Origin of the sequence: Halobacillus sp. ACCC02827, assembly GCF_030291935.1 — a bacterium.
Taxonomy (GTDB): Bacteria; Bacillota; Bacilli; order Bacillales; family Halobacillaceae; genus Halobacillus.
On sequence record NZ_CP128168.1, the window covers coordinates 3,066,269 to 3,091,826 of the forward strand.

At 39.7% G+C, this 25,558-nt stretch carries 22 protein-coding genes; 4 read left to right on the forward strand and 18 right to left on the reverse strand.

Annotation, left to right across the window (positions count from 1 at the left end):
- Positions 1-5: 5 nt before the first annotated feature.
- The 3 genes from QRD89_RS16270 to QRD89_RS16280 all read right to left on the reverse strand — a co-directional run bounded on the left by QRD89_RS16270 (position 6) and on the right by QRD89_RS16280 (position 3,479).
- Positions 6-1,301: a four-carbon acid sugar kinase family protein gene (locus QRD89_RS16270; RefSeq protein WP_286095794.1), complete on the reverse strand. Its 1,296-nt coding sequence runs from the start codon at positions 1,299-1,301 to the stop codon at positions 6-8.
- Positions 1,302-1,318: 17 nt separating this feature from the next.
- Complete coding sequence (locus QRD89_RS16275) at positions 1,319-2,068, reverse strand: DeoR/GlpR family DNA-binding transcription regulator (protein ID WP_286095795.1); 750 nt, start codon at positions 2,066-2,068, stop codon at positions 1,319-1,321.
- Positions 2,069-2,525: 457 nt separating this feature from the next.
- The gene (locus QRD89_RS16280) at positions 2,526-3,479 is read right to left on the reverse strand and encodes an LCP family glycopolymer transferase (RefSeq protein ID WP_286095797.1); all 954 of its coding nucleotides are present in this window, start codon (positions 3,477-3,479) and stop codon (positions 2,526-2,528) included.
- 605 nt (positions 3,480-4,084) lie between these two features.
- Between QRD89_RS16280 and manA the strand changes: the two genes are divergently transcribed.
- Entirely contained in the window at positions 4,085-5,047 is a 963-nt protein-coding gene (gene manA, locus QRD89_RS16285; protein ID WP_286095798.1) for a mannose-6-phosphate isomerase, class I, read from the forward strand.
- 14 nt (positions 5,048-5,061) lie between these two features.
- The gene (locus tag QRD89_RS16290) at positions 5,062-6,771 is read left to right on the forward strand and encodes a phospho-sugar mutase (RefSeq protein ID WP_286095799.1); all 1,710 of its coding nucleotides are present in this window, start codon (positions 5,062-5,064) and stop codon (positions 6,769-6,771) included.
- Positions 6,772-6,849: 78 nt separating this feature from the next.
- On the opposite strand, the gene galU is transcribed toward QRD89_RS16290, so the two are convergent.
- The 12 genes from galU to QRD89_RS16350 form a co-directional block, all read right to left on the reverse strand.
- Positions 6,850-7,734, reverse strand: a complete 885-nt coding sequence (gene galU, locus QRD89_RS16295) for a UTP--glucose-1-phosphate uridylyltransferase GalU (protein WP_286095800.1) — start codon at positions 7,732-7,734, stop codon at positions 6,850-6,852.
- A 61-nt stretch (positions 7,735-7,795) separates the two neighbouring features.
- Entirely contained in the window at positions 7,796-9,169 is a 1,374-nt protein-coding gene (locus QRD89_RS16300) for a sugar phosphate nucleotidyltransferase (RefSeq protein WP_286095801.1), read from the reverse strand.
- Between the two features lie 24 nt (positions 9,170-9,193).
- Positions 9,194-10,180, reverse strand: a complete 987-nt coding sequence (gene galE, locus QRD89_RS16305) for a UDP-glucose 4-epimerase GalE (protein ID WP_286095802.1) — start codon at positions 10,178-10,180, stop codon at positions 9,194-9,196.
- A 29-nt stretch (positions 10,181-10,209) separates the two neighbouring features.
- Positions 10,210-11,493: a lipopolysaccharide biosynthesis protein gene (locus tag QRD89_RS16310; RefSeq protein WP_286095803.1), complete on the reverse strand. Its 1,284-nt coding sequence runs from the start codon at positions 11,491-11,493 to the stop codon at positions 10,210-10,212.
- Entirely contained in the window at positions 11,483-12,565 is a 1,083-nt protein-coding gene (locus tag QRD89_RS16315; RefSeq protein WP_286095804.1) for a glycosyltransferase, read from the reverse strand. The genes QRD89_RS16310 and QRD89_RS16315 overlap by 11 nt, the downstream gene beginning before the upstream one ends.
- The gene (locus tag QRD89_RS16320; RefSeq protein WP_286095805.1) at positions 12,558-13,649 is read right to left on the reverse strand and encodes a glycosyltransferase family 4 protein; all 1,092 of its coding nucleotides are present in this window, start codon (positions 13,647-13,649) and stop codon (positions 12,558-12,560) included. The genes QRD89_RS16315 and QRD89_RS16320 overlap by 8 nt, the downstream gene beginning before the upstream one ends.
- Positions 13,615-14,901 carry a polysaccharide pyruvyl transferase family protein gene (locus QRD89_RS16325; protein ID WP_286095806.1) on the reverse strand — a complete coding sequence of 429 codons (1,287 nt, stop codon included), beginning with the start codon at positions 14,899-14,901 and terminating at the stop codon, positions 13,615-13,617. The genes QRD89_RS16320 and QRD89_RS16325 overlap by 35 nt, the downstream gene beginning before the upstream one ends.
- On the reverse strand, positions 14,882-16,072 hold the full coding sequence (locus QRD89_RS16330; RefSeq protein ID WP_502875596.1) for an O-antigen polymerase: 1,191 nt from the start codon (positions 16,070-16,072) through the stop codon (positions 14,882-14,884). Before QRD89_RS16330 ends, QRD89_RS16325 begins: the two co-directional genes overlap by 20 nt.
- A 129-nt stretch (positions 16,073-16,201) precedes the next feature.
- On the reverse strand, positions 16,202-16,873 hold the full coding sequence (locus tag QRD89_RS16335) for a sugar transferase (protein WP_286095809.1): 672 nt from the start codon (positions 16,871-16,873) through the stop codon (positions 16,202-16,204).
- 14 nt (positions 16,874-16,887) lie between these two features.
- Positions 16,888-17,658 carry a tyrosine-protein phosphatase gene (locus QRD89_RS16340; protein ID WP_286095810.1) on the reverse strand — a complete coding sequence of 257 codons (771 nt, stop codon included), beginning with the start codon at positions 17,656-17,658 and terminating at the stop codon, positions 16,888-16,890.
- 146 nt (positions 17,659-17,804) lie between these two features.
- Positions 17,805-18,503 (reverse strand): CpsD/CapB family tyrosine-protein kinase, encoded by a 699-nt coding sequence (locus QRD89_RS16345; protein ID WP_286095811.1) that lies wholly within the window; start codon positions 18,501-18,503, stop codon positions 17,805-17,807.
- On the reverse strand, positions 18,493-19,251 hold the full coding sequence (locus QRD89_RS16350; protein ID WP_286095812.1) for a YveK family protein: 759 nt from the start codon (positions 19,249-19,251) through the stop codon (positions 18,493-18,495). The genes QRD89_RS16345 and QRD89_RS16350 overlap by 11 nt, the downstream gene beginning before the upstream one ends.
- Before the next feature lie 298 nt (positions 19,252-19,549).
- Between QRD89_RS16350 and QRD89_RS16355 the strand changes: the two genes are divergently transcribed.
- Positions 19,550-21,370: an InlB B-repeat-containing protein gene (locus QRD89_RS16355; RefSeq protein ID WP_286095813.1), complete on the forward strand. Its 1,821-nt coding sequence runs from the start codon at positions 19,550-19,552 to the stop codon at positions 21,368-21,370.
- 35 nt (positions 21,371-21,405) lie between these two features.
- Here QRD89_RS16355 and QRD89_RS16360 read toward each other — a convergent pair whose 3' ends face one another.
- Both QRD89_RS16360 and QRD89_RS16365 read right to left on the reverse strand, forming a co-directional pair.
- Positions 21,406-21,648: a hypothetical protein gene (locus QRD89_RS16360; RefSeq protein ID WP_286095814.1), complete on the reverse strand. Its 243-nt coding sequence runs from the start codon at positions 21,646-21,648 to the stop codon at positions 21,406-21,408.
- A gap of 97 nt (positions 21,649-21,745) precedes the next feature.
- Positions 21,746-22,516, reverse strand: coding sequence for an SHOCT domain-containing protein (locus QRD89_RS16365; protein ID WP_286095815.1), 771 nt, complete (start codon positions 22,514-22,516; stop codon positions 21,746-21,748).
- 266 nt (positions 22,517-22,782) lie between these two features.
- Between QRD89_RS16365 and QRD89_RS16370 the strand changes: the two genes are divergently transcribed.
- On the forward strand, positions 22,783-23,067 hold the full coding sequence (locus tag QRD89_RS16370) for a hypothetical protein (RefSeq protein ID WP_286095816.1): 285 nt from the start codon (positions 22,783-22,785) through the stop codon (positions 23,065-23,067).
- 1,077 nt (positions 23,068-24,144) lie between these two features.
- Here QRD89_RS16370 and gnd read toward each other — a convergent pair.
- Positions 24,145-25,554: an NADP-dependent phosphogluconate dehydrogenase gene (gnd, locus tag QRD89_RS16375; RefSeq protein WP_286095817.1), complete on the reverse strand. Its 1,410-nt coding sequence runs from the start codon at positions 25,552-25,554 to the stop codon at positions 24,145-24,147.
- Positions 25,555-25,558: the final 4 nt, after the last annotated feature.

Sequence of the window (25,558 nt, forward strand, 5' to 3'; positions counted from 1 at the left end):
ATCCTTTAATTAAAGTTTTTTGTAGAAGAAATCATATAGTTCATACAGGTGTACAAGGCTTTCTTATCCCCGATCATTCCACCCTTAGTTACAATCGGCATACCATCCAGGTAGCCTCCTGTAAAACTTCCATAGGCGGCGAGCGGGAGAATTTCGTCTTTCAGTTCAATCCCATGCGCTCTGGTAATCGAGGCTACAGATGCTGTTACATCCCCGCCACTCAAATAGCAGCCTTTGAAGGATTCCCGATGGCTCTGCAAAAGGCGGCGGCTGATGACACCGAGCCCATCGGTTATTCTCTTGGCAAGCCCTTCTTCGGTTGTGCTCTCTTCTTCAGCCATTTGAGAAAGGTTCAACATCTTATGTCCCGGATGGTAGGTCGTCACGAGTAAAATGTCGCTGGCCTCCAGCCTTTCCTCCGCGATAGCGACAATCCGATCCACTTCCTGATCCCATGTTTCTGAAAAAGTAGCCAAGCGGGCAGGATCGACATAAATCGGTTCCACGCCTGTTTTCTGCGTATAATAGTCGATCTGCAGGCCCGTTTGGGAAGTGGCGCTTCCGATGGTTATCAAGTACTTCTCATTCGTCCGCACTTGATTCAATTTCTTACTTGCATAGGCCGCTGTGAATGGCCCGGGGTCGACAGCAAGAATCGGACCATTCATATCCTTGACGACTTCCGCAATCAACTCAATATGTTCCTCCGTCACCGCGTCGAAACAGATGACTTTCGAGTGTTGTTTCGCGTCATCAATTTCTCTCTTTAAAGCGTCCGGACCATCCATGACCACATCGAGACCGACAGAAGTAATCGGCAGGGTCGTCTGGCACCGGATGATTTCCTCCACCTTTGATGTCGTTAAAGGCTTTACAGGATCCGCGGCTACATCCGTTTGCTGGAGAGGAACATTGTCCACCAGCAGAAATCCCCCGATAGTGGTTCGTGCCGAGTCGGGGAAGGAGGAGACGACCACCGCTACGGCATCCTCTCCGAGAAATTCCAGCATGGCCTCCATTTCACTTCCGATGTTCCCTCGCAAGGTACTATCGACCCGTTTGCTGTATATCTCTCCCCGTCCCAGACGTTCACTTTTCTCCAGAGCCGCTTTCACCCTGCTCTTCGCCATATCTTCGGAAACATAGCGGCTGTCGGTATCCAAGCAAATGGCTTCGTATCCAGCATCCGGCACTGGCAGCCCATGTATGATCGTTGCTGTTTTGAACCCTTTCTTATTCAGCTTGACGCCTGTGGCATTCGCTCCTGTCAGGTCGTCACAAAGCACGACAATACTGCTCACATCCACCCCTCCTTCATCTAATAGACATTGGTTACTTTCTGTAATCCTTCTACTGTATCGCTGTCAATTCGATCATCCGTAATGATGCCGTTGATCTCACCTAAGTCGCACACATGAGCAAAAGATCGCTTATTGAATTTGCTGTGATCTGCGACGACCCATTTAGCACTAGCACTCTCGAGCATACGCTTTTTGATATACGACTTCTCTAAAGTCGGAGTCGAAATACCCTCTGTCGGATGAACCGCATTAGCACCAATAAAAACGATGTCGACTTTAATCTGCCTCAAAAATTCCTGTACATGGGCTCCGATGAAAGCACCGACACCTTTCTGGAGTTCCCCTCCGGTTGAAATGACCTGACACTCGGAATTGAGAAGCTCCATCGATATCTTCGCATCATTGGTCACAATCAAGAGATCATCCCTCTTGTTCAAGAGCTTAGCGATTTCAAGATTGGTTGTCCCTGAGTCCAATAACACCCTTGCATGCTCCGGAATACGTTCCACTGCTTTTCTTGCTATTTGCTGCTTCTCTGCCGTATAACTGGACAGCTTCGTTTGATAAGGAATCTCTTGTGTCAACGTCTCCGGCAGGACCGCACCTCCATGGGAGCGGATCAGTTTGCCTTCTTCTTCAAGCGAAGCAAGATCCCTCCGAATGGTCATCGGTGACACATCAAACAGAGAGGATAGCTGATCAATGTAAACCGTTCCTTCTGAGTGAAGCTGCTTTAAAATCTCGAACCGTCTTTCCGCTTGTATCATCTATTTCAACCTCTTCCAATGTTCGTTTGTGTTAAGTATACGCTTTCAGTGAAGTTAAATCAACATAAAATAACAAAATATGTTCTTTTATGTTCTTTAATCCTTGGAATATTGTTCGAATTTGTTCAAAATGAGTGAAATCTTAATTTCAAATCATAAAAAAGACCCTTATCTGTAAAAGACAAGGATCCTTCTAACAAACTCTATACTATTGTTAGTACTTAAAATATTGATTTGTAAAGAAGGTAGATAAGCAGCCATATTGGAATTGATAACAATAGACCATTCAAACATCCTTTAGTGAAATTACCTTCTTCATTACTCATGCCTTCCATCCTCTCCAAGACATTGTCTTTCTATGTTTATTTATCTCATTGTAACCAATCATGCATGCGATTAAACAGGAATAATTTGTTGGATGTACGAAAAAAACCGGCTGCTACCAGCCGGTTTCTTGTTAGGAGCTATAATCAGTAATCATATCATGTACTTCCTGCACCTGGCCCTCATCGACCTGCAGGTAATAGATACCGTCGATCTTTTCACCGTTACCTGTCATCTGATAGGTAGTGAGATGATCACCCGCACCTCTGTAATTGGCAAGAAGATCCTTCATGATGTCAAAATCCATGTTCGTCTTGACGTTATTACCGAGGACGTCCATGATGCTTCCTATTTTATTGACAGAACCTACGCTGGCTCCCTTATCAATGATGCCCTCAATAACCTTGCGCTGACGTTCGTTACGACCGAAGTCCCCATCCGGGTCCTGGTATCTCATTCGTACAAACCCCATTGTTTCAGGACCATTCAATTCCATTAACCCTTTTGTGTACTCAAAGCCTTTCTTATAATAGCCGGTATCTGTCCAAGCCAAATCATTATTCACCGTAATTCCGCCGATGGCATCAACCATTTCTGCAAGACCTTCCATGTTCATGCGGACAAAGTAATCCATTTCTACATCCAGCAGGTTCTCAACCGTCTGGATCGACATATCCGTACCACCAAACGCATAAGCGTGGTTGATCTTGTCCATCTTGCCGGCTTGTTTCGCATCACCGACAAGCTCTGTTCTCGTATCCCTCGGGATGCTGATCAACTGGCTGCGATTATTGTTCGGATCGACAGATAAAACCATAAGCGCATCGGAGCGGCCCCGGTCACCATCACGTTCATCCACCCCTAAAAGCAATATATTCAACGGTTCTTTCTTCTCTATTTTCTTCTTCGTTGCCTCATGATCGATGGACTGCACTTCTTCGTGCATGTCATCGTTCACCGTGTTTTTAGCACTGTTATACACGCTGAATACATAGCCGCCTCCTGCTAAAAGTAAAAGGACGACTGCTAACAAAGGGATCTTCCACCATAACCCTTTTTTCTTTTTCTTATTTCTATCGCTTCTCATCTTTCCACACTCCGTATCCAAATAAAGTTAAGCCTATGTAACAGAAACCATATATTTCTATCTTTTCCCACTATACCATTAAGCTTCATATGTATCTATTAAATCCCATATTTCTACATTATGTTACGGTGTTCGACATAAGATATATCGGTCAAATCAGCTGATTGTTGAACAAAATAAAAAAGCCTCCCGAAAAGGAGACTTATTCTATAATCTCTTTTCTATTGTATAAACCTTAAAACCATGATGAAGAGGATACTCCAAACAGGTATGGAAAGTACAGCTCCATTAATCAGACCTGCAGCAAAGTCACCTTCTCTTATAATCATCAGCAACTACCCTCTTTCTGATTTATTTTGGAAACGTTTTCAATATTGATTTTATCACAGTTTACCCAAAAAAATTGCAAGAAAAACACTTTTCTATTCTTCTTTTTTTGTCGAGTTATAGTAGAGGGATCCAATAATTGTTTTTATAAGTCTTTAAACCTTAAAAGTTCCAATATATGCAACTTTAAAATTCTTTTTACTTATGTAATTAAATATATTTTCCACTTTTGGTTTATGATACAATCTATTTTGTGATTATTTTATAGGAGTGAATAAATGAAGTATAAAGAACCGATATTTTTACAACCCGAGTACAAAGAAAGAATATGGGGAGGAACCAAACTGCAGGAACTGTTTGACTATGATATTCCTTCTAATCAAACTGGTGAAGCTTGGTGCATTTCCGGTCATGCTAATGGCTCCAGCACTATAAAAAACGGCCCTCTTCAAGGGAAAACTCTCGCCTATGCATGGGAGCATCACCGCGAACTCTTTTCAAATGAGGAAGGTAACGAGTTCCCTCTATTGACGAAGCTATTAGATTCAAAAAAGGATCTCTCCGTTCAAGTCCATCCTAATGATTCCTTCGCAAGAGAAGTAGAAGGAGAAAACTACGGAAAAACCGAATGCTGGTACGTCGTCGACTGTGAAGAAGATGCAGAAATAATCTTCGGACATCATGCGGCTGATAAGGAAGAGCTTATACATATGGTTAACAGCGGAGATTGGGACAATCTGCTTCGCAAAATTAAGGTAACCCCTGGAGACTTCTTCTATGTACCTAGTGGGACAATTCACGCTATAGGGGCAGGAATACAAATCTTAGAAACCCAACAAAGTTCCGATATCACATATCGTGTTTATGATTATGACAGAGTGGATGCCAACGGTCAGCAAAGAGAACTGCATCTGGAGAAGTCCCTGGATGTGACGAGTGCTCCCCACCATGACCCTGCCTTTCCAAAGAGCAGGAAGACTAAAGAAGGGCTAGTGGAAGAAACATTGATAGAAGAAGATTATTTCTCCGTATATAAATGGCAAGTAACGGACAAGAGTGAAGAACTGTCTCCTTCTACTTATCTGCTTGTTAGCACGATCGAGGGTGAAGGGAAGTTAACGATTGAAGACCAATCCTATTTCTTTAAAAAAGGGGATCATTTCATTCTTCCTTCGACTATGGAGTCCTATACACTACACGGAAACGCGACGTTCATCGTTTCCAAATCTAATCAAAATTGAAGGGGTGCATCTATATGTGGAAAAAAGAGTACCAACGTTGGAGAGAATTTCAAACATTAAATGAAGACCTGGCATTGCAATTAGATCAGCTGGCTGATGATGAAAACCTATTGGAAGATGCTTTTTATAAAGATCTGGAATTCGGCACAGGCGGCCTCCGAGGAAAAATAGGTCCTGGTACCAACCGGATGAATATATACACCATCCGTAAAGCTGCGGAAGGGCTTGCCAATTACATAGAAGAACAACAACTGATCGAACGAGGTGTAGCCATTGCTTACGATTCTCGTTATATGTCGAAAGAATTCGCTGTGGAAACAGCTCGTGTCCTAGGCTGTCACAACATCCCAGCTTATGTGTTCACCTCCCTAAGGCCGACTCCAGAACTGTCCTTTGCAGTCCGCCATTTAAATGCAGGTGCTGGAATCGTTATCACAGCCAGCCACAACCCTCCAGAATACAATGGCTTTAAAGTGTACAACGACGACGGCGGTCAGGTACCACCATCCCAAGCCAAAGCCATTATCAAATACGTAAATCAGGTAGAGAATGAGTTGGAAGTGCAAGTTTCGGACCAAGATGAATTGGAGCAAAATAATCTATTAAGATGGATCGACGAAGAAGTTGATACTGCTTACCTGGAAGAACTGAAGCACGTTACCGTTCGCAGTGACATAAAAAAAGACCTGAATATCGTCTTCTCCCCTCTTCATGGAACAGCTAAAGACTTAGTCGAAAAAGGCCTTCAACAGAATGGATTCACTTCTGTTTATACCGTCAAAGAACAAGCTTCTCCGGACCCAGAATTCTCGACAGTATCATCACCCAACCCGGAAGAACATCAAGCCTTTGAAATGGCTATCGACTATGGAGCAAAAATAGGAGCCGATGTCCTGATGGCTACCGACCCAGACGCAGACCGCTTAGGAGTTGCTGCACCGGATGCCGATGGTAATTTCAAAGTACTTTCCGGTAACCAAACAGGAGCTTTAATGCTTGATTACCTCTTAGGTCAAAATAAGAACCTTCCAGACAACGGCCTCTTAATCAAGACCATCGTTACCTCTGAGTTCGGTCGTGTCATTGCAAATTCTTACGGAGTTAAATCAATCGATACTCTAACCGGTTTTAAGTTCATCGGAGAAAAAATCCGCGAATTCGAACAAAGCGGAGAATTCAACTTCCTGTTCGGCTATGAAGAAAGCTATGGCTATCTCGTCAAAGACTTTGCAAGGGACAAAGATGCGGTTCAGGCTGCTCTATTGGCAGCAGAAGTGGCGGCCTATTGGAAGAATCAGGACAAAACCTTATGGGAAGCCCTCCACGAACTATATGAAAAGCATGGATTCTTCCTTGAAGATCTACAGTCTATGAAACTGGAAGGAAAGTCAGGAGCGGCTGCTATTCAAGGAATCATGGATGATTTCCGAAATGCAGCCATTGAAGAAGTAGCAGGTAAGAAAGTTGTAGCTATTGAAGATTATCATTCCTCCACCCGTAAATATGTGCAAGAAAAAAGAAGTGAGGAAATAGACCTCCCGAACTCGAATGTGCTCAAGTTCATCCTAGAGGATGATTGTTGGTTCTGTCTTCGCCCATCCGGTACTGAGCCAAAAATCAAGTTTTACTATGGGGTTAAATCAACATCTAATGCTAAAAGCCAGGAAATCATTAATACTCTAAAAACTACTATTAACAACAGAATTACTGTCCCATCAAGTTGAAATAAAAAGCCACGATCCTTTGAATAGGGATCGTGGCTTTTTAAGTTTACAAAGAAAATATATAATTATTACTCTTATTTAAGATTTTACACTTTCACTTGATTCAACTAAAGATTTCAAAATATCCATAACGTCATCCTTAAGTTCTGGATTCTCCAGGGCCATTTCTATAGTAGTTTGAATGAATCCCAACTTTTCACCTACGTCATAGCGAGCACCATCAAAATCGTAGGCAAATACTCTTTGAATACCATTTAATTTTTGTATAGCATCGGTCAATTGAACTTCTCCACCAGAACCTTTCTCCTGCTTATCCAAGAACATCATAATTTCAGGTGTCAATACGTAACGTCCCATAATGGCAAGATTGGAAGGCTCCTCACCCTTAGGAGGCTTTTCTACAAAATTTCGCACTTGATATAGGCGATCCTCTTTGTTTTCTGGGTCAATTATACCGTATCGATGTGTTTGATTATCCGGGACTTGCTGAACACCTATGACCGAAGACCTAGTTTTATCGTATTGATCAATCAATTGTTTTAAACCTGGTTCTTCAGAACGGATAATATCATCACCTAATAGTACAGCGAATGGTTCATTACCTATGAATTTGCGCGCGCACCAGACAGCATGTCCAAGGCCCTTAGGCTCTTTCTGACGGATATAGTGGATATCTACATTAGAGGTTTCATTTACTTTATCTAACATATCGAATTTCTGCTTGCTCATCAGGTTATCTTCTAGTTCAAAATTCTTATCGAAGTGATCTTCGATTGCTCTTTTCCCTTTACCAGTTACAATAATTATGTCTTCAATGCCAGAAGCAATGGCTTCCTCTACTATGTACTGTATAGTTGGTTTATCGACTATTGGGAGCATCTCTTTTGGCATCGCTTTTGTTGCTGGAAGAAATCTAGTACCTAAGCCTGCTGCTGGAATAATAGCTTTTTTTATTTTAACCATATAAATAACCACTCCTCAAATTGAAATATATAACCATAAGTATAAGTTTTATTGCTTAATATTAATAATTAACATATGCATTACATAAGGTTTCAATTTCATTCCAATCTAAAGCAAATCTATGTATGTCTTCCTCTATCAACTCACTACCAGTTTGAACCTCTACAATTTCCATATTGGTAGTTGCTCTTAGGGCATGCTTTTGACCTAAGGGTATCTGGATAACATCTCCAGCTCTCACGTGCTGAAGTTGTCCATCTATAGCAAAAACCCCTTCCCCTTTTACAATTGTCCAAACTTCAGTTCTCTTATAATGAACCTGATAACTCAAATTCTGACCAGCAGTAATGCCTATTCTTTTAGTCAATATTTCGTTTCCTTCCACAAATTTTGTATAATCAAGGACTCTATACCACCCCCATCGTCTTTCCTCATACATTGGCCTGTTATTAAACTTTCCAACGTATTTCTTTATACTAGGGCTAGATTCTTTATCTGATACCAGAATCCCGTCAGGACTTGCAGCTACTACCACATTATTTAACCCTAGGAGAGTTATTGGAATGTCTAACTCATTAATGATGTGGGAGTTATTTATATCATCAGCTATGATACCTTTCCCTATCATATTAGTGGTCATTTCTTCAGTTAATGTATTCCAAGTCCCTAAGTCTTTCCACTTACCATCATAGGAGGTTGCTACTATGTTTTGTGCTTTTTCCAATACTTCGTAATCAAAACTTTCTTTACTAAAATTTTTATATTGCTGAAGTAATTCTTTGTAATTACTCGAAAAACCTTTCTCTTTTAAAAGATCTAGAATGTATCCAAGCTTAAAAGCAAAGACACCACAGTTCCATAAAGCGTTTTTGCTAATTAAATCTATAGCCACATCTTTATTAGGCTTTTCTTTAAAGGAATTAACACTTACATATCTATCCATTTCACCCTCAGGAACAATATATCCATATTTTTCAGATGGATAAGTTGGTTTAACCCCGATTAATGCTATATCAGCCTTTGATTCATTTATAACTTTTTCAAGATCTTTAACTTTGTTGAAAAAATTGTTTTCAACAAAAGGATCTACGGGCAACATGGTTACCACTTCATCTCTAGCACATTTCATTTCTGAGTAAAGATAGACAGAAGCGAGTGCTATTGCGGGAAATGTGTCTCTTCTTTCCGGTTCCGTTACAATAGTTACTTTATCACCTAGTTGGTTTCTAATCATGTCTACCTGAGATTTGCTTGTAGCAATAATGGACTCATCGTCAATTCCATTTTCTCTTAATTGGCTCCATACTCTCTGAACCATAGAAATTTGATTTTCGCTTTCGTCCTTAAGAACTTTTATAAATTGTTTTGACCGAGAGTCATTAGAAAGCGGCCATAAACGTTGACCGGAACCTCCTGAGAGTAGTACTAATTTCATTTTATTTTTACATCTCCCCTCTATTTATTGATAACCGTGTGGATTTTTTTTATGCCAATTCCAAGCGCTAGAGACTATTTTCTCTATAGAATTATATTTTGGATTCCAACCCAAAACTTCTTTTGCTCTTCTTGAAGATGCTATTAAAATAGGAGGATCACCCTCTCTACGAGCCTCTACCTTGGCAGATATTTTTTTACCTGTAACATCTCGGGCAACATTTATTAATTCTTTAACTGAAAATCCTTCTCCATTACCTAAGTTGAAAATATTTGACTTCCTGCTATTCCTAAGATAATCCAATGACTTAATATGTGCATCTACTAAGTCTAATACATGTATATAGTCACGCACACATGTACCATCATGAGTACAATAGTCATCTCCAAAGATTGAAACGTATTCTCTTTGGCCTAAGGCTGTAGCTAGAATTATTGGAATAATGTGAGATTCAGGGTTATGGTCTTCTCCAATATTATAGTTTGGATGTGCACCTGCTACATTAAAGTACCTTAGTGCCACATAGTTTATTCCATATGCTGAACTTGCCCACTTAAGCAACTTCTCAACAGCAAGCTTTGTATCACCATAGGGGTTAGTAGGGTTTAATTCATACTCCTCGCGTATCGGCATCTCTTCTGAAACTCCATAAGTAGCAGCAGTAGATGAGAATACTAAACTACTAACCTTATGTTCTTTCATACACTGAATTAGATTCATAGTTCCATAAACATTGTTGTAATAGTAATCAAGAGGATTTATAATGCTATCTCCCACTAATGAACTAGCAGCAAAATGCATAACTGCATCAAATTCATACTTTAGAAAAACTTCTCTTATACTATTTATATTTGTTAAATCAGCTTCATAATGCACAGAACCTTCGACCAAAGACTTTTTATGTCCCGTAGCCAAATTATCTATTACAATAACTTCATGCCCAATCTTCAGTAATTCAGCAACAGCATGGCTACCTATGTATCCTGCGCCACCACATACTAAAATTCTCATTTTTTACCACCTAACAATAACTAATGTTATCACGAAATTTCTAACAATATTTTTTTCTGATGTTGTTTTATATATATTTCACAAATAACACGATATACACAAAAAGAGAATAACAAAGCTAATGACGTTCCATAGATACCTAGTATTTGTGTGAAAATAAAACCGAGGATTATTGCAGATAAAGACTGATATACTGCTGCATTAATTACCTTCTTATCATGACCTAGTGTAACCAAGAAATAGTCATTTGACCCGAACATTGCATTTATTAACTGTGCATTTAATAATATAATTAGCACCCAACTATATACTATATCGAATTTAAGGAACCATAGTAATAATGGTGACAAAACGCAAGCAATAAATACTGCTACTCCTGTGATTTTTCGTGAAAGTTTTATTTGAATATTAAATACTTCAGTAAGGTCATTATATGATTTTAAATATAAATTTCTAAACTTAGGATTGTATATACCTTCTATTGCCCTAAATATAAAGCCAACTAAAGAAGCTGTTTGTGATAAAGCCCTGAAAACACCAATCTTTTCGTTAGATCCAATCATCCCTACAAAATAAACCAAAAAGAATGTAGGAGCTTGATTTAAAACTTGTATAAGAAAGTATCTAAAAGATCTTTTTGTAGTTTGCACTATTTTTTGCTTGCTTAAATCAAGATCATTTTTATTTTTAGAGATTAATACAAATAAAATGAATTTAATTATATTTTTTATATCCAAAATTGAACTTATAGTAACACTAAACAATAAAGAAATCCCATAAATAACCATAGCGGTGTACAAGTTTACCTCATAATTTGCTAAATATACATATATACATGCAATGACAAGAACGGTGGGTCTTACTATAAATTCTCCTAAAAAAGCTTTTATAAACCTTTCTTTACTTTGGTTTATTACTCTTATCAATGCTTGGGTTACCTGAAGAAGTATTATTGCATATAGTATTAGATAATGGTATAAAGTTAAATTTATATCTATAGCAGAAAATATCGCAAATGAAAATAAGTTAGTAAAAATTATATACAAAATGAATATAAGCGACATTTGAATTAATACAATTACTAGGGTTGAATTATCATTTCTTTTTTCATTATTTTTACTGAAAATTATTGTTGATTCCATTCCGAACGATACAATATAGACAGAAAATACTACTAGTGCTATAAAAAAATTATACAATCCAAAATCATTATTATTCATCAATATTGCTAATAGAAGTAAAAATAAGTAACTTAACCCGGCGCTATAAATTCTCGAAAGAATTGAATAGGATGTTATGATTCTATCTATCATAGATTTCAACTAATTTTTTTATATTTTTATTGAAATTGTACTCACTACTAACGATTTCATAAGATTTTTGAGAGAATTGATTGTACTTATCACTAACAATTTTTATTGACTCAACAAATTCCTCAACATTGTTACAAATAAATCCATTCTCTCCTACTGAAACAACATCCCTATTACCATAACTATCCATAACAACAACCGGCAAGGAAGCTGCCAAAGCTTCAAGAAGGGTTAGTGGAAGTCCTTCCCAAAGTGAAGTTTGTAAATAAACATAGTCGTCAGCGACCAAAAGTTTTTCAACATCTGAGAAATCTAGCCATCCTGTAATTGTTACATTATGTAAATTCCTCTTTCTAATTGTTCCTTCCATTAGTGAACGTAATGGACCATCTCCAACCCATGTGAAATTATATGATGGTAGTAATTCTGCAATATCTAAAAATAAAATAGGATTTTTCTGATCTGCCAAACGACCAATTGATATTACATTATTAACAGCACCACCAGATGAACCTGACCTTCTCTCTATATAACTTGGTATAGATGTCAGTCCTGTCTTAACGATATCCACTTTATTACCCACTTGATTTGCTAGGTCACCTTCTGAATCAGAAATTGCTATTGTTGTAGTAGCTTTATCCATTTTATTTATGAACTTTTCAATACACTTATAAATTTTTGATTTTAACGGTTTAGTTAATTGAATAAAACTATATCCATGTGGCGTATAAAATTTCTTAGAAGTTTCTTTTATACCGAAACGGCCTAAGAAACCTGCCAACGAAGAATGTAGGTGAACGATCTCATATGAATTGGATATAGTTACATCTTTTATTGTTCTATAAAACTGAAAAAGATTTTTAAAACTTCTTTTTCTTATATCTTGTAGATACATATTTTTGTAGTTGAAATCATCTTTTATAGTATTTAAATCAGGAGTTTCTTCCTTAGTGCCAATAATTAAATCATATGAATACCCTATAGACTCTAAATAAGAACAATAATTTTTCAAATATTTATAGACTCCACCTGCAAAGCATTCAGTTACAATTAGCATTTTTTTACTAGACATGACTGTTCACATACTTTCTAACTTTTTCATCAAAGACTTCTTTTGAGAATTTCAAAGCAAACTTCCTGGAATTTGTTCTTAATTGACTTGTAGTTTCTTCACTCTCAATTAGAGATTTCATAGACATATAGAGTCCTTCAATGTCACCTTGTGGTACAACAATACTGTTTCTATCAGTTAGTGTTTCTAAGTCATTAATGTTATAAGCTATGATAGGTGTTTCACATGAATTAGCTTCTATGTAAGTAATTCCAAAACCTTCCCTACTAGAAGGGCTGATAAGTGCCCAAGACTTTTGTAATATCTCTTTTTTTTCTTTCTCAGTTATCATACCTAAATATGTTATTCTATTATCATTACTAATCTGAGATAATAATCTTTTTTCATATTTTGTAGGGCCAGCAATATTTAATCTGAAATTTTTGTTATCAAATCTCTTAAAAGCTTCTATAAGATCATCAACCTTTTTGACTCCATTAGGCCCATCATATCTTCCTACATAACAAAAAGTTGGATTCTTCTCCTTTTTACCTTTATTAAAGAACTTAGTATCTATACCAGGATATATTATGGTTATTTTATTTTCTTTTAGACCTACTTTCATTATATCTCTCTTACTTTCTTCACTAACGGTAATAATATTTGATTTATTATAAAACAATTTAATGAATATTTTTTCTAATACTATGCCTATAATACCTTCCACTTTATTCTTTCTATTTAAATATTCTTTACCTGTTAAGTGATGTATAACTGTTATATGATTCTTTTTGTAAAATAACCTGGTAAACAAAGGGTAAGATACCATATTCTCTATTAGAAGTTTAGTTTTATGCATCAGATTTTTTTTGAAATATTTATACAACGTATATGATGGAAATTTACCCTTGTCAATTCTAATAATCTCAATTCCATTTATTATTTCGTTGGATGGTAAATCATCATTGTCTTCTTTGCAGCATAAAATTGTTATATTATTTTCACTTTCTTTTTTTAGTGCTTCAGCAAAAGACTGAATATAGTTTCTTGCACCTCCTTTTAAACCCGTATTAGTTGGCCCTCTTAACGATATTATCGTAATCATTAACATCTACCTCATTCAATATTGTTTTACCTACAGAATTAATATTATTTTGAAAATGCTGCACACTTTTCTTTAAACTCTCAGATATTATATCTTTATTTTCTTCAAGGGATTGTAAACCTACTAAAACTTTTTCTGCACTTACATCTTCAATATCTACCACGTACTCATTCATATTTAGTCTATTCATAATCCCGTTGGTCTTCCTTTCATATGCAATTGCAAAAGTTGGAACACCTACACTTGTCGCAAATATGTTAGAATGCATTCTTGTACCTAAAAACAGGTCAAGTTTTGAAATTAAGTATTTAAGTTCACCTGGTGAATAATCATCCTCTAAAACAACAAAATTATTTTTATATTTATTATTCAAATGTTCTTTAACTTCCTTTGCTATTATTCGATCATCATCTCCCGTAAATATAACCTGGGGTATAAATACAAATTTGTAACCTAAAGCTGATTTTCTTTCGATAATTTCAACTATGCTTTTAAAGTAATTCTGCTTATCCTTTTCAGAATCTATGGAATTAGGGAAGTGCCAGTCTCTAATTGTTATCCCTATCTTTTTTCCTGATCCGAGTTTATCCATTAAATCTTCAATTCTTTGAGTCTCTATAGTTTTTAAGTTAAAAGCCATATCAGGTGTAGCAATGGTTTTACTCTTTGGATAAAAAGTATTTAAATAGTTTTCCGTTATATCTTCCCTAGGTAAAATCAAGTTTAGATCGCCCAAAGTAGCTTCTGTTATCTTTTTTAGCAATTTATTGGTGGGTGGCTCTACTGAAGTTCCCCATAATATGCAATTGTCATTTAATTTTGTAGCTTTTTTTATTTGGTGTAAGTGTATTAAGCTGTTAAATTTTTTCCCGCCGAGGAAGCCACCTCCACATACATATACTACGTCTGAATCGTTAATTATTCTGGCAGATTCATACTTTTTTAGGTATTTTTCTTTTGAGATTTTAAAAATTATATCTTGTATTAATTTTTCTTTCGCTAATTTTCCAATTGCAATAAGCTTCTGGAACTTTGTTTTCTTTAATGGATATGGATTAAGTAAATTAGTTCTCACCAAATTAATATTTGAATAAACTTGACTATACTTAAGTTGATCAAGTCTTGGAGTGAATGATAGTACACGAATCTCTGGATTATTATACATTTGATTTAGTGATTCAACAGTACCCAGGAGAATTCCTGCATCCCCTTTGTTATACCAAGTATATGCGTCAATTATAGTTATTTTCATATGAATACTTACCTCCAAAAATTTCTTTGATAATTTTTCCGAGTAAAAAAAGTCCCATTACCACGTAAACATAAAAGAACCCTGCAGTGATCATTAGATTGCTCGATAATTCAGTTAAAAAAAGTATTAAAAATAAAAAGTAAAGCTTATTAAAAGTACTTTCCTCAGATTTTAATTTATTAATATAAAGTTTATCTAAATAACTTATGATCATTCCATAGACAAAAGAAAAAAGTATCATTCCAATAAACCCAAAATTCATATAAGATTCTCCAAAAATAATTGGTCTTAGCCCAGGATGCGTAGTACTATCTAAACCTGTAGCTGTCGTCGTAATTACTCCTAAACTCCAAATTTCTCGGATATTTAAAAAACTACTGGGTACAAAACTCATTATTGCAGAAATGTAAGTTTTTCCATTTAATAATTCATCTTGAATACCAGCTAGAACCCATGCTGTATCTCTAAAATCTGAAAAGGTATTTCCATATAAGAAATTACCTATAACATCCATTATATTTGTACCTGCAGTCAAATCTCCCATTCTAAACAATGATAAGACTATCATTACTCCTATAAATAGCAGGCCAGCCACTAATAATTTCAAATAGTTTCTGAGATAATGCTGTTTTAAAGAAAAGTAAGCTATTATGTAGAAAAGAACGCCAGAAAATAGAACTGTTCTTGAACCCGTTAAAAATGCTGCATATACAAGAATGATTAACATAAATAAGTCAAGTGAGTTTTTATGTCTCTGGAAACGTAATATAACTAAACCAACAAGTAATGGTAGAGAAGATACAACTAGATTATATAAAGGTCCAAATATTCCATTGGATGATACAATATTTCTTACTCCTTTTGGGTTTGGAAACAATTGAAAATCGTTCATAAAAAACATAAATAGAAAGATAGTAAAACCCATTAAATACAAAACTATTGGATTGGCTAATCCATCTACTGATTTCATAAAAATACCTTTATACTTAGTTTTACGTTTTGAGAATAAGTAAAACCCAAGTAAGAAAAACAGAGTTCCTAAACTACCTACAAGTAATGCCTCATTAATATAAGACAAATATCTCGAGTACCATTGCAAGCCTACCGCTTCAATATTATTTGGAGAATAAGAAAAAGGATATATGAACAAAAAAGGTAATAATAACTGCATCACTAAAACATACATGAACGGGGTGAGGTATATTTTTTGCAAGGAACGCTTAACAATTATTGTTGCAACTAATATGCAACAGATTATATAAAGTGAAAAACTAGTAATAAACATATATATATCCCTCAGTTAAGATGCTGTATTCGGTTTTAATAAAATTTTTAATGTTTGTATTAATATTCTAATGTCGAAGAAAAATGATCTATTCCTAATATAATACAAATCTAGCTTCACCATTTCTTCAAATCCAACCGAATTCCTGTCGGTAGCTTGCCATAAGCCCGTGCAACCAGGTGTTACTAGAAGCCTCTTGCTGTGATGTGAATCGTACTCTGCTACTTCACTTACAAGTTGCGGTCTCGGACCTACTAAGCTCATATCGCCAATAATTACATTAATAAGTTGCGGCAATTCATCTAGTGATGTTTTCCTTATAAATTTACCAATATTAGTAACCCTTGGATCATTTTTCATTTTAAACATTGCGCCACTTACTTCGTTATATTTATATAATTCTTTAAGTCTTTCCTCCGCATCATGTACCATAGACCTAAATTTAAACATCTTAAATTTCTTTCCATTCTTTCCTACTCGAATCTGAGAAAAGAAAATTTTCCCTTTTGGATCCTCAACTTTAATTGCGATTGCTATGGAAAGAAAAAGGATGCTTAAAATTACTATTGCTAAACATGAGCAAACTACATCAAACATTCGCTTCGCTAAATCATAACTTTTTTGGTTATTAATTTGTTGTTCTAAGCTATATGATTCATTAAACTGAGTAAGTTCACTAACCTTCATTATATCTCTCCTTTCTACTTAAATAGTTTAATTATTTTTCTTTTTTTTATTTTCATTGGCATATCAGTCGATAGCATTTCTCCAGAAATTAAATGACTAGAGTTTTGCAAAAATTCCTCTGACTTATCTTTACCAAACTGGTTTTCAACTTTCATAATCGCTTCATAAAAATTGAAACCACGGCTAGAGATATTATGTGCATCACTTGCAAGTAAGTGAACTAGATTCGCTTCAATTAACTGCTCTGAGAATTTCATAATCTTCTTCCCAAATGAACCGCAAATACTTCCAGTAGTAAGCTGGGCATAGGCCCCTTTTTCTACAAAGTCAAACAGAAGATCAGGTTGTTCTATTATCCTTTTATTTCTCTCTGGGTGCACTATTACTGGGATATATCCCGCTAACTGTATATTAAAAAACAATTGAGAAGCGTAGCTTGGAATATGTCCACTTGGAAATTCAATTAAAAAATATTTATTATTATCATTGACTGTAAGAATTTCTCCTTTACTGACTCCTTCTAAAAAGTCACCATGAATGCGATTTTCTTGCCCTGGTAATACTTCCAATTCAATCCCATGTTCATTAAAATGATGATTCAACACTTCTACTTGAGCAACTATATCATCCTTATAGTTTTCATAGACACCATTCTTATGGTGGGGCGTCGCGATAATTTTATATATTCCATTATCTATAGCTGACCTTCCCATTGCTAAACTATCTTCTAAGGTTTGAGCCCCATCATCTATACCAGGGATAATATGACTATGTATATCAATCATAACTTTCCTCCTATATGGTTATTTAACAAGACTTTCAAACTACACAAATTATTATATCAATAATTTGTAATAACATGAAGATAGTTCCTTGAAAAAATTAACTTCTATAAAAAATGAGAAAAGCCATCACGCTTCTCTCATTTTATTTACTGGCCATAGTAATAATAGTAGTTACTGTTCTTCACTTCTTGATCATTTAAGACAGCTCCTAAGACATTTGCTTTCGTCTGTACAAGCTGTTCTTTCGCTTTCATAGCTGCTTCTTTTTCTGTCTGCTTACTGCGGACGACAAGAAGGACCCCATCTACATGATTTGCCAATACCTGCGAATCAGCTACAGCTAGAACTGGCGGGGTGTCGAAAATGACCAAATCATAAAGCTTTCTTGCTTCTTCAATAAACTCGATCATTTTTTTGGAACCAAGCAGTTCCGATGGATTAGGTGGAATCGGACCACTGGACATGATATCAAGCTTATCCACACTGCTCATGTGTGCAAGCTCACGAAGCGGCTGGCTTCCGACCAAGTAATTGCTTAAGCCGTGTGTATTCCCAGTACGGAACGTATAGTGAACCGTCGGTTTTCTTAGATCTGCATCAACGAGGAGGACTTTCTTCCCTTGCTGTGCGTACACGATCGCTACGTTTGCGGCAGTAATCGACTTTCCTTCCGATGGACTTGCCGAAGTGATGATCATCGTTTCCAAATCACCATCAACTTGCGCGAACTGAAGGTTGGTACGAATGGTCCGGAACTGTTCCGAAATGGGTGATTTAGGGTTGTCGTTCGCAATAAGGGTACGTACAGACTTGTTGTATGCGTGCTTCTTCGGTTTACGTGCCAACAGATTCACCCCTTACGGAACTTACTTGTGCTTTTTTTTGAGTACGTCCTCTTCCCACCATATCGTTATCGGAAATGGTAGAGACAACGCCAAGCACCGGCATACCTAGGTAATCTTCAATGTCTTCTTCTGTCTTGATGGTGTTATCCAGGTATTCTAATAAGAAGGCAAGACCGACACCGATCATCAATCCAACTACAAGCGCTATGGCTATATTTAATGTATTATTCGGGCTTACTGGTGATGGATTCGTTCCCACATCCGCTGTAGATAATACTTTGACATTATCTGCACTCATCAATTGAGGAATTTGCTCTTTAAACACGCTGACAGTCGTGTTGGCAATATCTGCTGCACGCTGGGCACTTTCATCCGTCACCGTCACGTTTACGACCTGGGATTGTTCTGCACTGGACACTTGCAGTTTTCCTGCCAACTGGCTGGCTGTCATCGATAAGCCTAATTCGTCTGCTACTTCATCTAATATAGCCGGGCTTTTGATAACAACATTATATGTATTAATAAGTTCTACGTTGGATCGTATTTCGTTGATATCGACCGCTGCATTCTGGTTCTGACTCTGGGACTGGTTTACGATGAATTGTGAAGATGCTTCATACGTAGGTGTGATCAAGAAGATCGTGATAAGGGCACTGATAACGGCGGCACCTGCGGCAAGACCGAGGATAAGCCACATTCTTTTCTTCAACACCTCGAAAATTTCTTTCAAGGAAATAGTCTCTTCCATTGATGAACCTCCAATTTTTGTCGAATTTACACATGAGGACATTATAGCATACATATTTTCAAATTTGCGGTGACAATTGCAAATTTTTCAAACACTTCATATCCCTGCTACCTAATAGTATCGTCCTATCAAGGTTTATGCTGCAGTAGATACCACTATTTAGTACAAATGTATTAGCTTTTCATTTTCCAATACCTACTATTCTACAAAATTCCCACTAATTAATCCATATTTTTCTTAAATCTATGTATAATGGAGGGGAACTAATCTATTAAATAAGGAAAGGTGTGAGGCTTCAGTGAACTGGAAGTCCCTGTTGATCGTAGTCATTGGACTGATCGTTGTCGGAGTCGGGGCATTCTTCACAATGAATGCGGTCGAAGCGAATACGTTGGATAAATTATATAAACAGGCGAAGGATGCTTATGCAGCGGAGAATTATGAAGAAAGCATACGGCTGTATAAGGAAGTCTTGTCGAAGGACGCCGGGCATGTGGATGCGCGATTGGAGCTTGCCGATGCGTATGTGGCGGTGAAGGATACGGATGAGGCGGTCGCTGTCATTCAGGAAGGGATCTATGAAACACCGAAGGAGCCGGACTTATATGGGAAGTTATCAAGCCTTTACCTTTCGATGGGTGATATAGAGAAGGGATACCAGACCCTGGACCGTGGCCTGACTTATGCGGAGTCGGATACGCTCAATCAGGCGAAGGATGATTTGACTTCAAAGATATACATACATACGGAACGTCCGCTCATTCAGAAGGGCTTTGACCGGAAGATTGAGCTTGTGTATAAAGGCGAAGACGAGAAGCTTACTCCCCTCGCTGCTGAGTGGAGCGTCGATAAGAAGACAGTGACGCTTGAGGAGAAGGACGGGAAGAAATTTGTGACACTAGCTGGTGATCAGCTCGGGAAAGCGAAGGTCTCCGTCGAGTGGGAAGATTACACCGAGCAATTAGATGTGGAAGTCGTTGAGCAGCTGCTCGAGAAGATGTCAGTGGAACCGGAGGAACTGGAGCCGGTCGCGGTGGATGAGACCTTAGACCTTTCCGTCACTGGAACGGATGCAGCTGGAGAAGAGATGACGTTTGAACCGGAATGGTCCGTGGATGGCGGACTTTTTAATATTGAAGCCGGTGATGACCAAAGCGCGACCTTGACAGCCGTTGCGGAAGGGAAAGACACGCTGACGGTGAGCTATGATGGATTGAAAGAAACGGTCGATCTTTTTGTAGAGGGAGACGAAGGGGAGAAATTTATTCAAACCTCTGCGGAAGGCCAAGGATCTGTCTCTGTGTACCCTGCCGAGGACAGCTATGCGGTGGGAGAAGATGTCACCATCGAAGCGATTCCTGCCGAAGGATGGGAATTCGTCGGATGGCGTGGAGACCGGAATGATGCCGTGAACCCGCTCAATCTGACAGTAGAGGATCACATGCAGCTGACTGCCGTGTTCGAAAAGGGCCAGCATGAGCTTTCTCTAGCGATTGACGGAGAAGGGAATATCGTTCGTGATTCCCTTGAGAGTACGTATCCCGATATGACGGAAGTCAGTTTGCGCGCCCGGGCCAAAGATGGATGGGAATTCGATCATTGGGAAGGGTCCTTCACTGGAACGGAGCGGGATATTGTGCTGACGATGGACGAAGATAAGTCGGTCCGTGCCGTGTTTGTCGAGACAGAAGCCGAAGAGGCGGAGCCGGAAGAGACGGTATCCGAGGAGAGTGAGGAGGACAACTCACCTGCTCCGGAGCAACCGAAACAGGAAACAAAGCCTGAGCCGAAACCCCAACCGTCACCAGCTCCTGCACCGAAACCGGAACCGAAGCCTGACCCTGCTCCGCAGCCAGAGCCCGAACCGGAACCAGAGCCGGAGACTTACTCCCTCACGATGTCGGTCGTCGGAGAAGGAACCATCCGTGCTTCCAGCAAGAGTGCTAAGGCGGGACAATCGATATCCGTATCCGCTGTCGCGAGTGACGGCTGGAAGTTCGCCGGCTGGCAGGGAGATATCTCCGGAGCTGGATCGAGCAGCTCCGTCACGATGGATCGCAACAAGCAGGTGACCGCGGTATTCAAACAGGTCGATACGTCAAGCCAATCAACAGAATAAGTAAAAGGCAGCACATGAATATGTGCTGCCTTTTTTCATAAGAATGTTGTAGCAGCAAGAATAAACAGGGCCGTAGCCATACAGAAGATCCCCGCTGTGATATTCGCCCGCTTTTTGACCTGCCTCGCCCACACCGCTTCCGCTCCAAGCATAAACAGAAACGCACACATCAGCCATTGGTACAGGGGAGTGGACAATAATGACTGATTAAAGAGTGCGGCATATAAGAATATAAAAGCAAAAAGAAATGTAACGATGGTACTTATTTTGTGATACACAGGCGTCCCTCTCTTTCTCTTCCTATGCCCAAAACTACCATGTAATGGATAATTTAACCACCCTAAAAAGGCTATCCTATGCAATCGAAAGTCAAACCTAATTGAGCATACGCTTCCTCTGCACGTCATATTCTTCTTGGCTTATTATCCCATCACTAAAAAGCTCATGCATTTTTCTTAGCTCGTCAGCCAGACTGTCCACCTGACCTGTTTTGAATAAATGATCCATGTGTTGATGATTGGTAACTTTTTGCTTATCCCTTTTATCAGCAATTCCAATGATTACTTTAAGAAGACTTTGCCAGTGCATTGCCATATCCAAAGCAGCTTTGTACTGAATATCCTGCTTTTTAGCCTCAGTTACTTTTAGGAACTCAAACGAATGGAAGGGATTTTCGGTGTTGTTAATAACTATGTTTAATTGAATACTACGCACTTTCTCAGAAGATGTAGTCTTCCCAGACAAGCCACCTATAACCGCTCCTGCTCCACCTGCTAATAATCCTCCTATAGCAACTCCAGCTAATTGGCTACTTCTGGATGTTTTAGTGACTGTCTCACCGTCAACCTTTACTTCTACTTCCATCAGATCTTGATAATTCATATTAAATATTTTAAAATCCGACACATCCCGTATCACTACTTTAGAAGGCACTAAGAAACATATCTTTTCCTTATTTTCATCAACCGCAATTATATAGTTACCTCTTGTTTTAAATAATTGTGTCGGTGTAATATCCTGTGATTGAAAGGCCAATTCAACCTTCCCATCCACTTTTTTCTCCCAGTCCTCCCCACCATTAGTAATGTAACCATACACTCCAATGACCATAATAATAACACCAACGATCCCAATAAAAGTCCACATGAGTACGCCTCCCCTTTTCGTTACGTAAATTATATAACAAAACAAATAGATTGGAGGATAAAAGTACCAATTAATAAAAGTAAATGTAATAAGAGAATTACTTGTTGGGTAGTAAAATACACAAGAAAGATGCTAAGGAATATACTTATCACTAGCACTCTTCACTATACGAAGCACCGGTGATTTTCATTCCTTGATATGTTCGGCTCTATTTTTGTAAATGCTTTCATAACCATGTATAGTAGAAGCAAATAAGGAGGGATGACATGGAAACCATCGTCTATGTGTTCGTCATTGCTCTGTTCATCACCGCCAACGTCTACGCCGTCAAATGGCAGCGCGACGGCTCCGCCGATCTCATGATCTCCGGCGTCCTCATCATGATCGGCGGCATTCTCGTCTCCATCACAGCCGGCGCCCTGTTCGCTGTGCTCGGATCGACAGGCGAAGCCTTCACCGGCGCCTACTTCGCCATCTTCGCCATCGCCAACGGCCTGCTCCTCTTCCTTCTAGGACTCATCACACAAATCACCAGAAGCAAAAAAGCATAACCCCACTTCCCCCATGTTCCCCAAAGAACATGGGCCTTCTTTTGCCCTCTCCCTCTCAAAAAAAGAGAGTTGCTGTGACGACCCTCTGCGTTTCCGTTTCTCCATCACCGCAAGGAGGGGCGGGGGACGGCGAGACTCCTGTGGGAAGTGGAGCGTAGGGAAGCCCCCACAGATCTGAAAGATCGAGGAGGCTTCCCACCTCCCCACGGAAAGCGAGTCGTCCCCCGCCCATTTCCTTTCTCCCTCTCCCAAAAAAGAGAGTAGCTGTGACAATCCTCAGCGTTTCCGTTCACCAGATACCGTAAGGAGGGGCGGGGGTGACGAGACTCCTGTGGGAACTGGAGAAGCAGGGAGACCCCGCAGATTTGAAAAATCGAGGAGGCTCCCCCTCTCCCCACGGAAAGCGAGTTACCCCCGTCCATTTCTTTTCTCCCTCTCCCCAAAAAGAGAGTGGCTTTAACAATCCCAGACGTTTCCGTTTCTCCATCACCGCAAGGAGGGGCGAGGGACGGCGAGACTCCTGTGGGAACTGGAGAAGCGGGGAGACCCCACAGATCCAAAGGATCGAGGAGGCTCCCCCTCTCCCCACGGAAAGCGAGTCGTCCCCCGCCCATTTCCTTTCTCCCTCTCCCAAAAAAGAGAGTTGCTGTGACGATTCTCTGCGTTTCCGTTTCTCCATCACCGCAAGGAGGGGCGAGGGACGGCGAGACTCCTGTGGGAACTGGAGAAGCAGGGAGACCCCACAGATCCAAAGGATCGAGGAGGCTCCCCCCTCTCCCCACGGAAAGCGAGTTACCCCCGTCCATTTCCTTTCTCCCTCTCCCAAAAAAGAGAGTTGCTGTGACGACCCTCTGCGTTTCCGTTTCTCCATCACCGCAAGGAGGGGGCAGGGGTGACGAGACTCCTGTGGGAACTGGAGAAGCGGGGAGACCCCGCAGATTTGAAAAATCGAGGAGGCTCCCCCTCTCCCCACGGAAAGCGAGTTACCCCTGCCCCCTCCTACTCCCAATCAGATAGCGGAAACACCCCCCCAACAAAAAAAGCCAGCACCCAAAAGGGCACTGACTCTAAAAAACATTAAATATTCATCCAGTCCGTATGGAACGTACCTTCCTTATCCACACGCTGATACGTATGCGCACCAAAATAATCACGCTGCGCCTGAAGCAGATTCGCCGGAAGCTTCGCCGTACGATAACTGTCAAAGTACGCAAGCGCACCAGAGAACGCAGGAACAGGAATACCATTCTGGATCGCAAGCGTAAGCGTATCACGAAGATCCTTCTGATAATTCACCGCGATATCCTGGAAATAAGGATCAAGCAGCAAGTTCGTCAACTCTTTATCATTCTCAAACGCATCCTTGATCTTCTGCAGGAACTGCGCACGGATGATACAGCCGCCGCGGAAGTTCATCGCGATGTCGCCGTACTGAAGGTCCCATCCTTTTTCTTCGGAAGCTGCCTTCATCTGCGTGAAGCCTTGCGCGTAGGAAGCGATTTTACTCATGTACAACGCTTTGCGGATCGATTCGATCGCTTCTTCTTTGTTGCCGGTGAAGTTGATTTCCGGACCAGTCAGGTATTGGCTCGCTTTCTGACGCTCTTCTTTCATAGCGGAGATGAAGCGTGCGAATACGGATTCGGTGATGATCGGAAGCGGTACACCGAGGTCAAGCGCGCTTTGGCTCGTCCATTTTCCGGTACCTTTCTGACCTGCGGTATCAAGGATCACTTCGACGAGCGGTTTGCCTGTTTCTTCGTCGACTTTCGTGAAGATGTCGGCTGTGATTTCGATCAGGTAGCTGTCGAGTTCGCCTTCGTTCCACTCTTTGAAGACTTGGTGAAGCTCTTCAGCGGACAGGCCGAGGACGTTCTTCATCAGGAAGTATGCCTCACAGATGAGCTGCATGTCGCCGTACTCGATGCCGTTGTGGACCATCTTCACGTAGTGGCCGGCTCCGCCTTGGCCCATGTAGGCAGCACAAGGAGTTCCCTGGACTTTCGCTGCGATCGCATCGAAAATCGGTTTCACTTCTTCGTATGCTTCACGCGGTCCGCCAGGCATGATGGAAGGTCCTTTACGGGCACCTTCCTCCCCGCCGGAGAAGCCTGTGCCGATGAAGTGGATGCCTTTTTCTTCGAGATAAGAAGCGCGGCGCTCGGTATCTTCATAGAACGTGTTCCCGCCGTCGATCAGCATGTCGCCTTTTTCAAGATAAGGGACGAGGCTGTCGATGACTTTGTCCGTCGTCTCACCGGCTTTGACCATCATCAAGATCTTTCTCGGTGTTTCGAGGGAACCGACGAATTCTTCAGCACTGTATGTGCCGACGACTTTGTCGTCATTCGCATCCTTCACCATTTCGTCGACGCGGTCTGTCCAGTAATCGTAGACAGATACGCTGTAGCCGTTGTCTTTGATGTTCAGGGAAAGGTTCGCACCCATGACCCCTAAACCGATAACTCCGATATTCTGTTTACCCATGTTC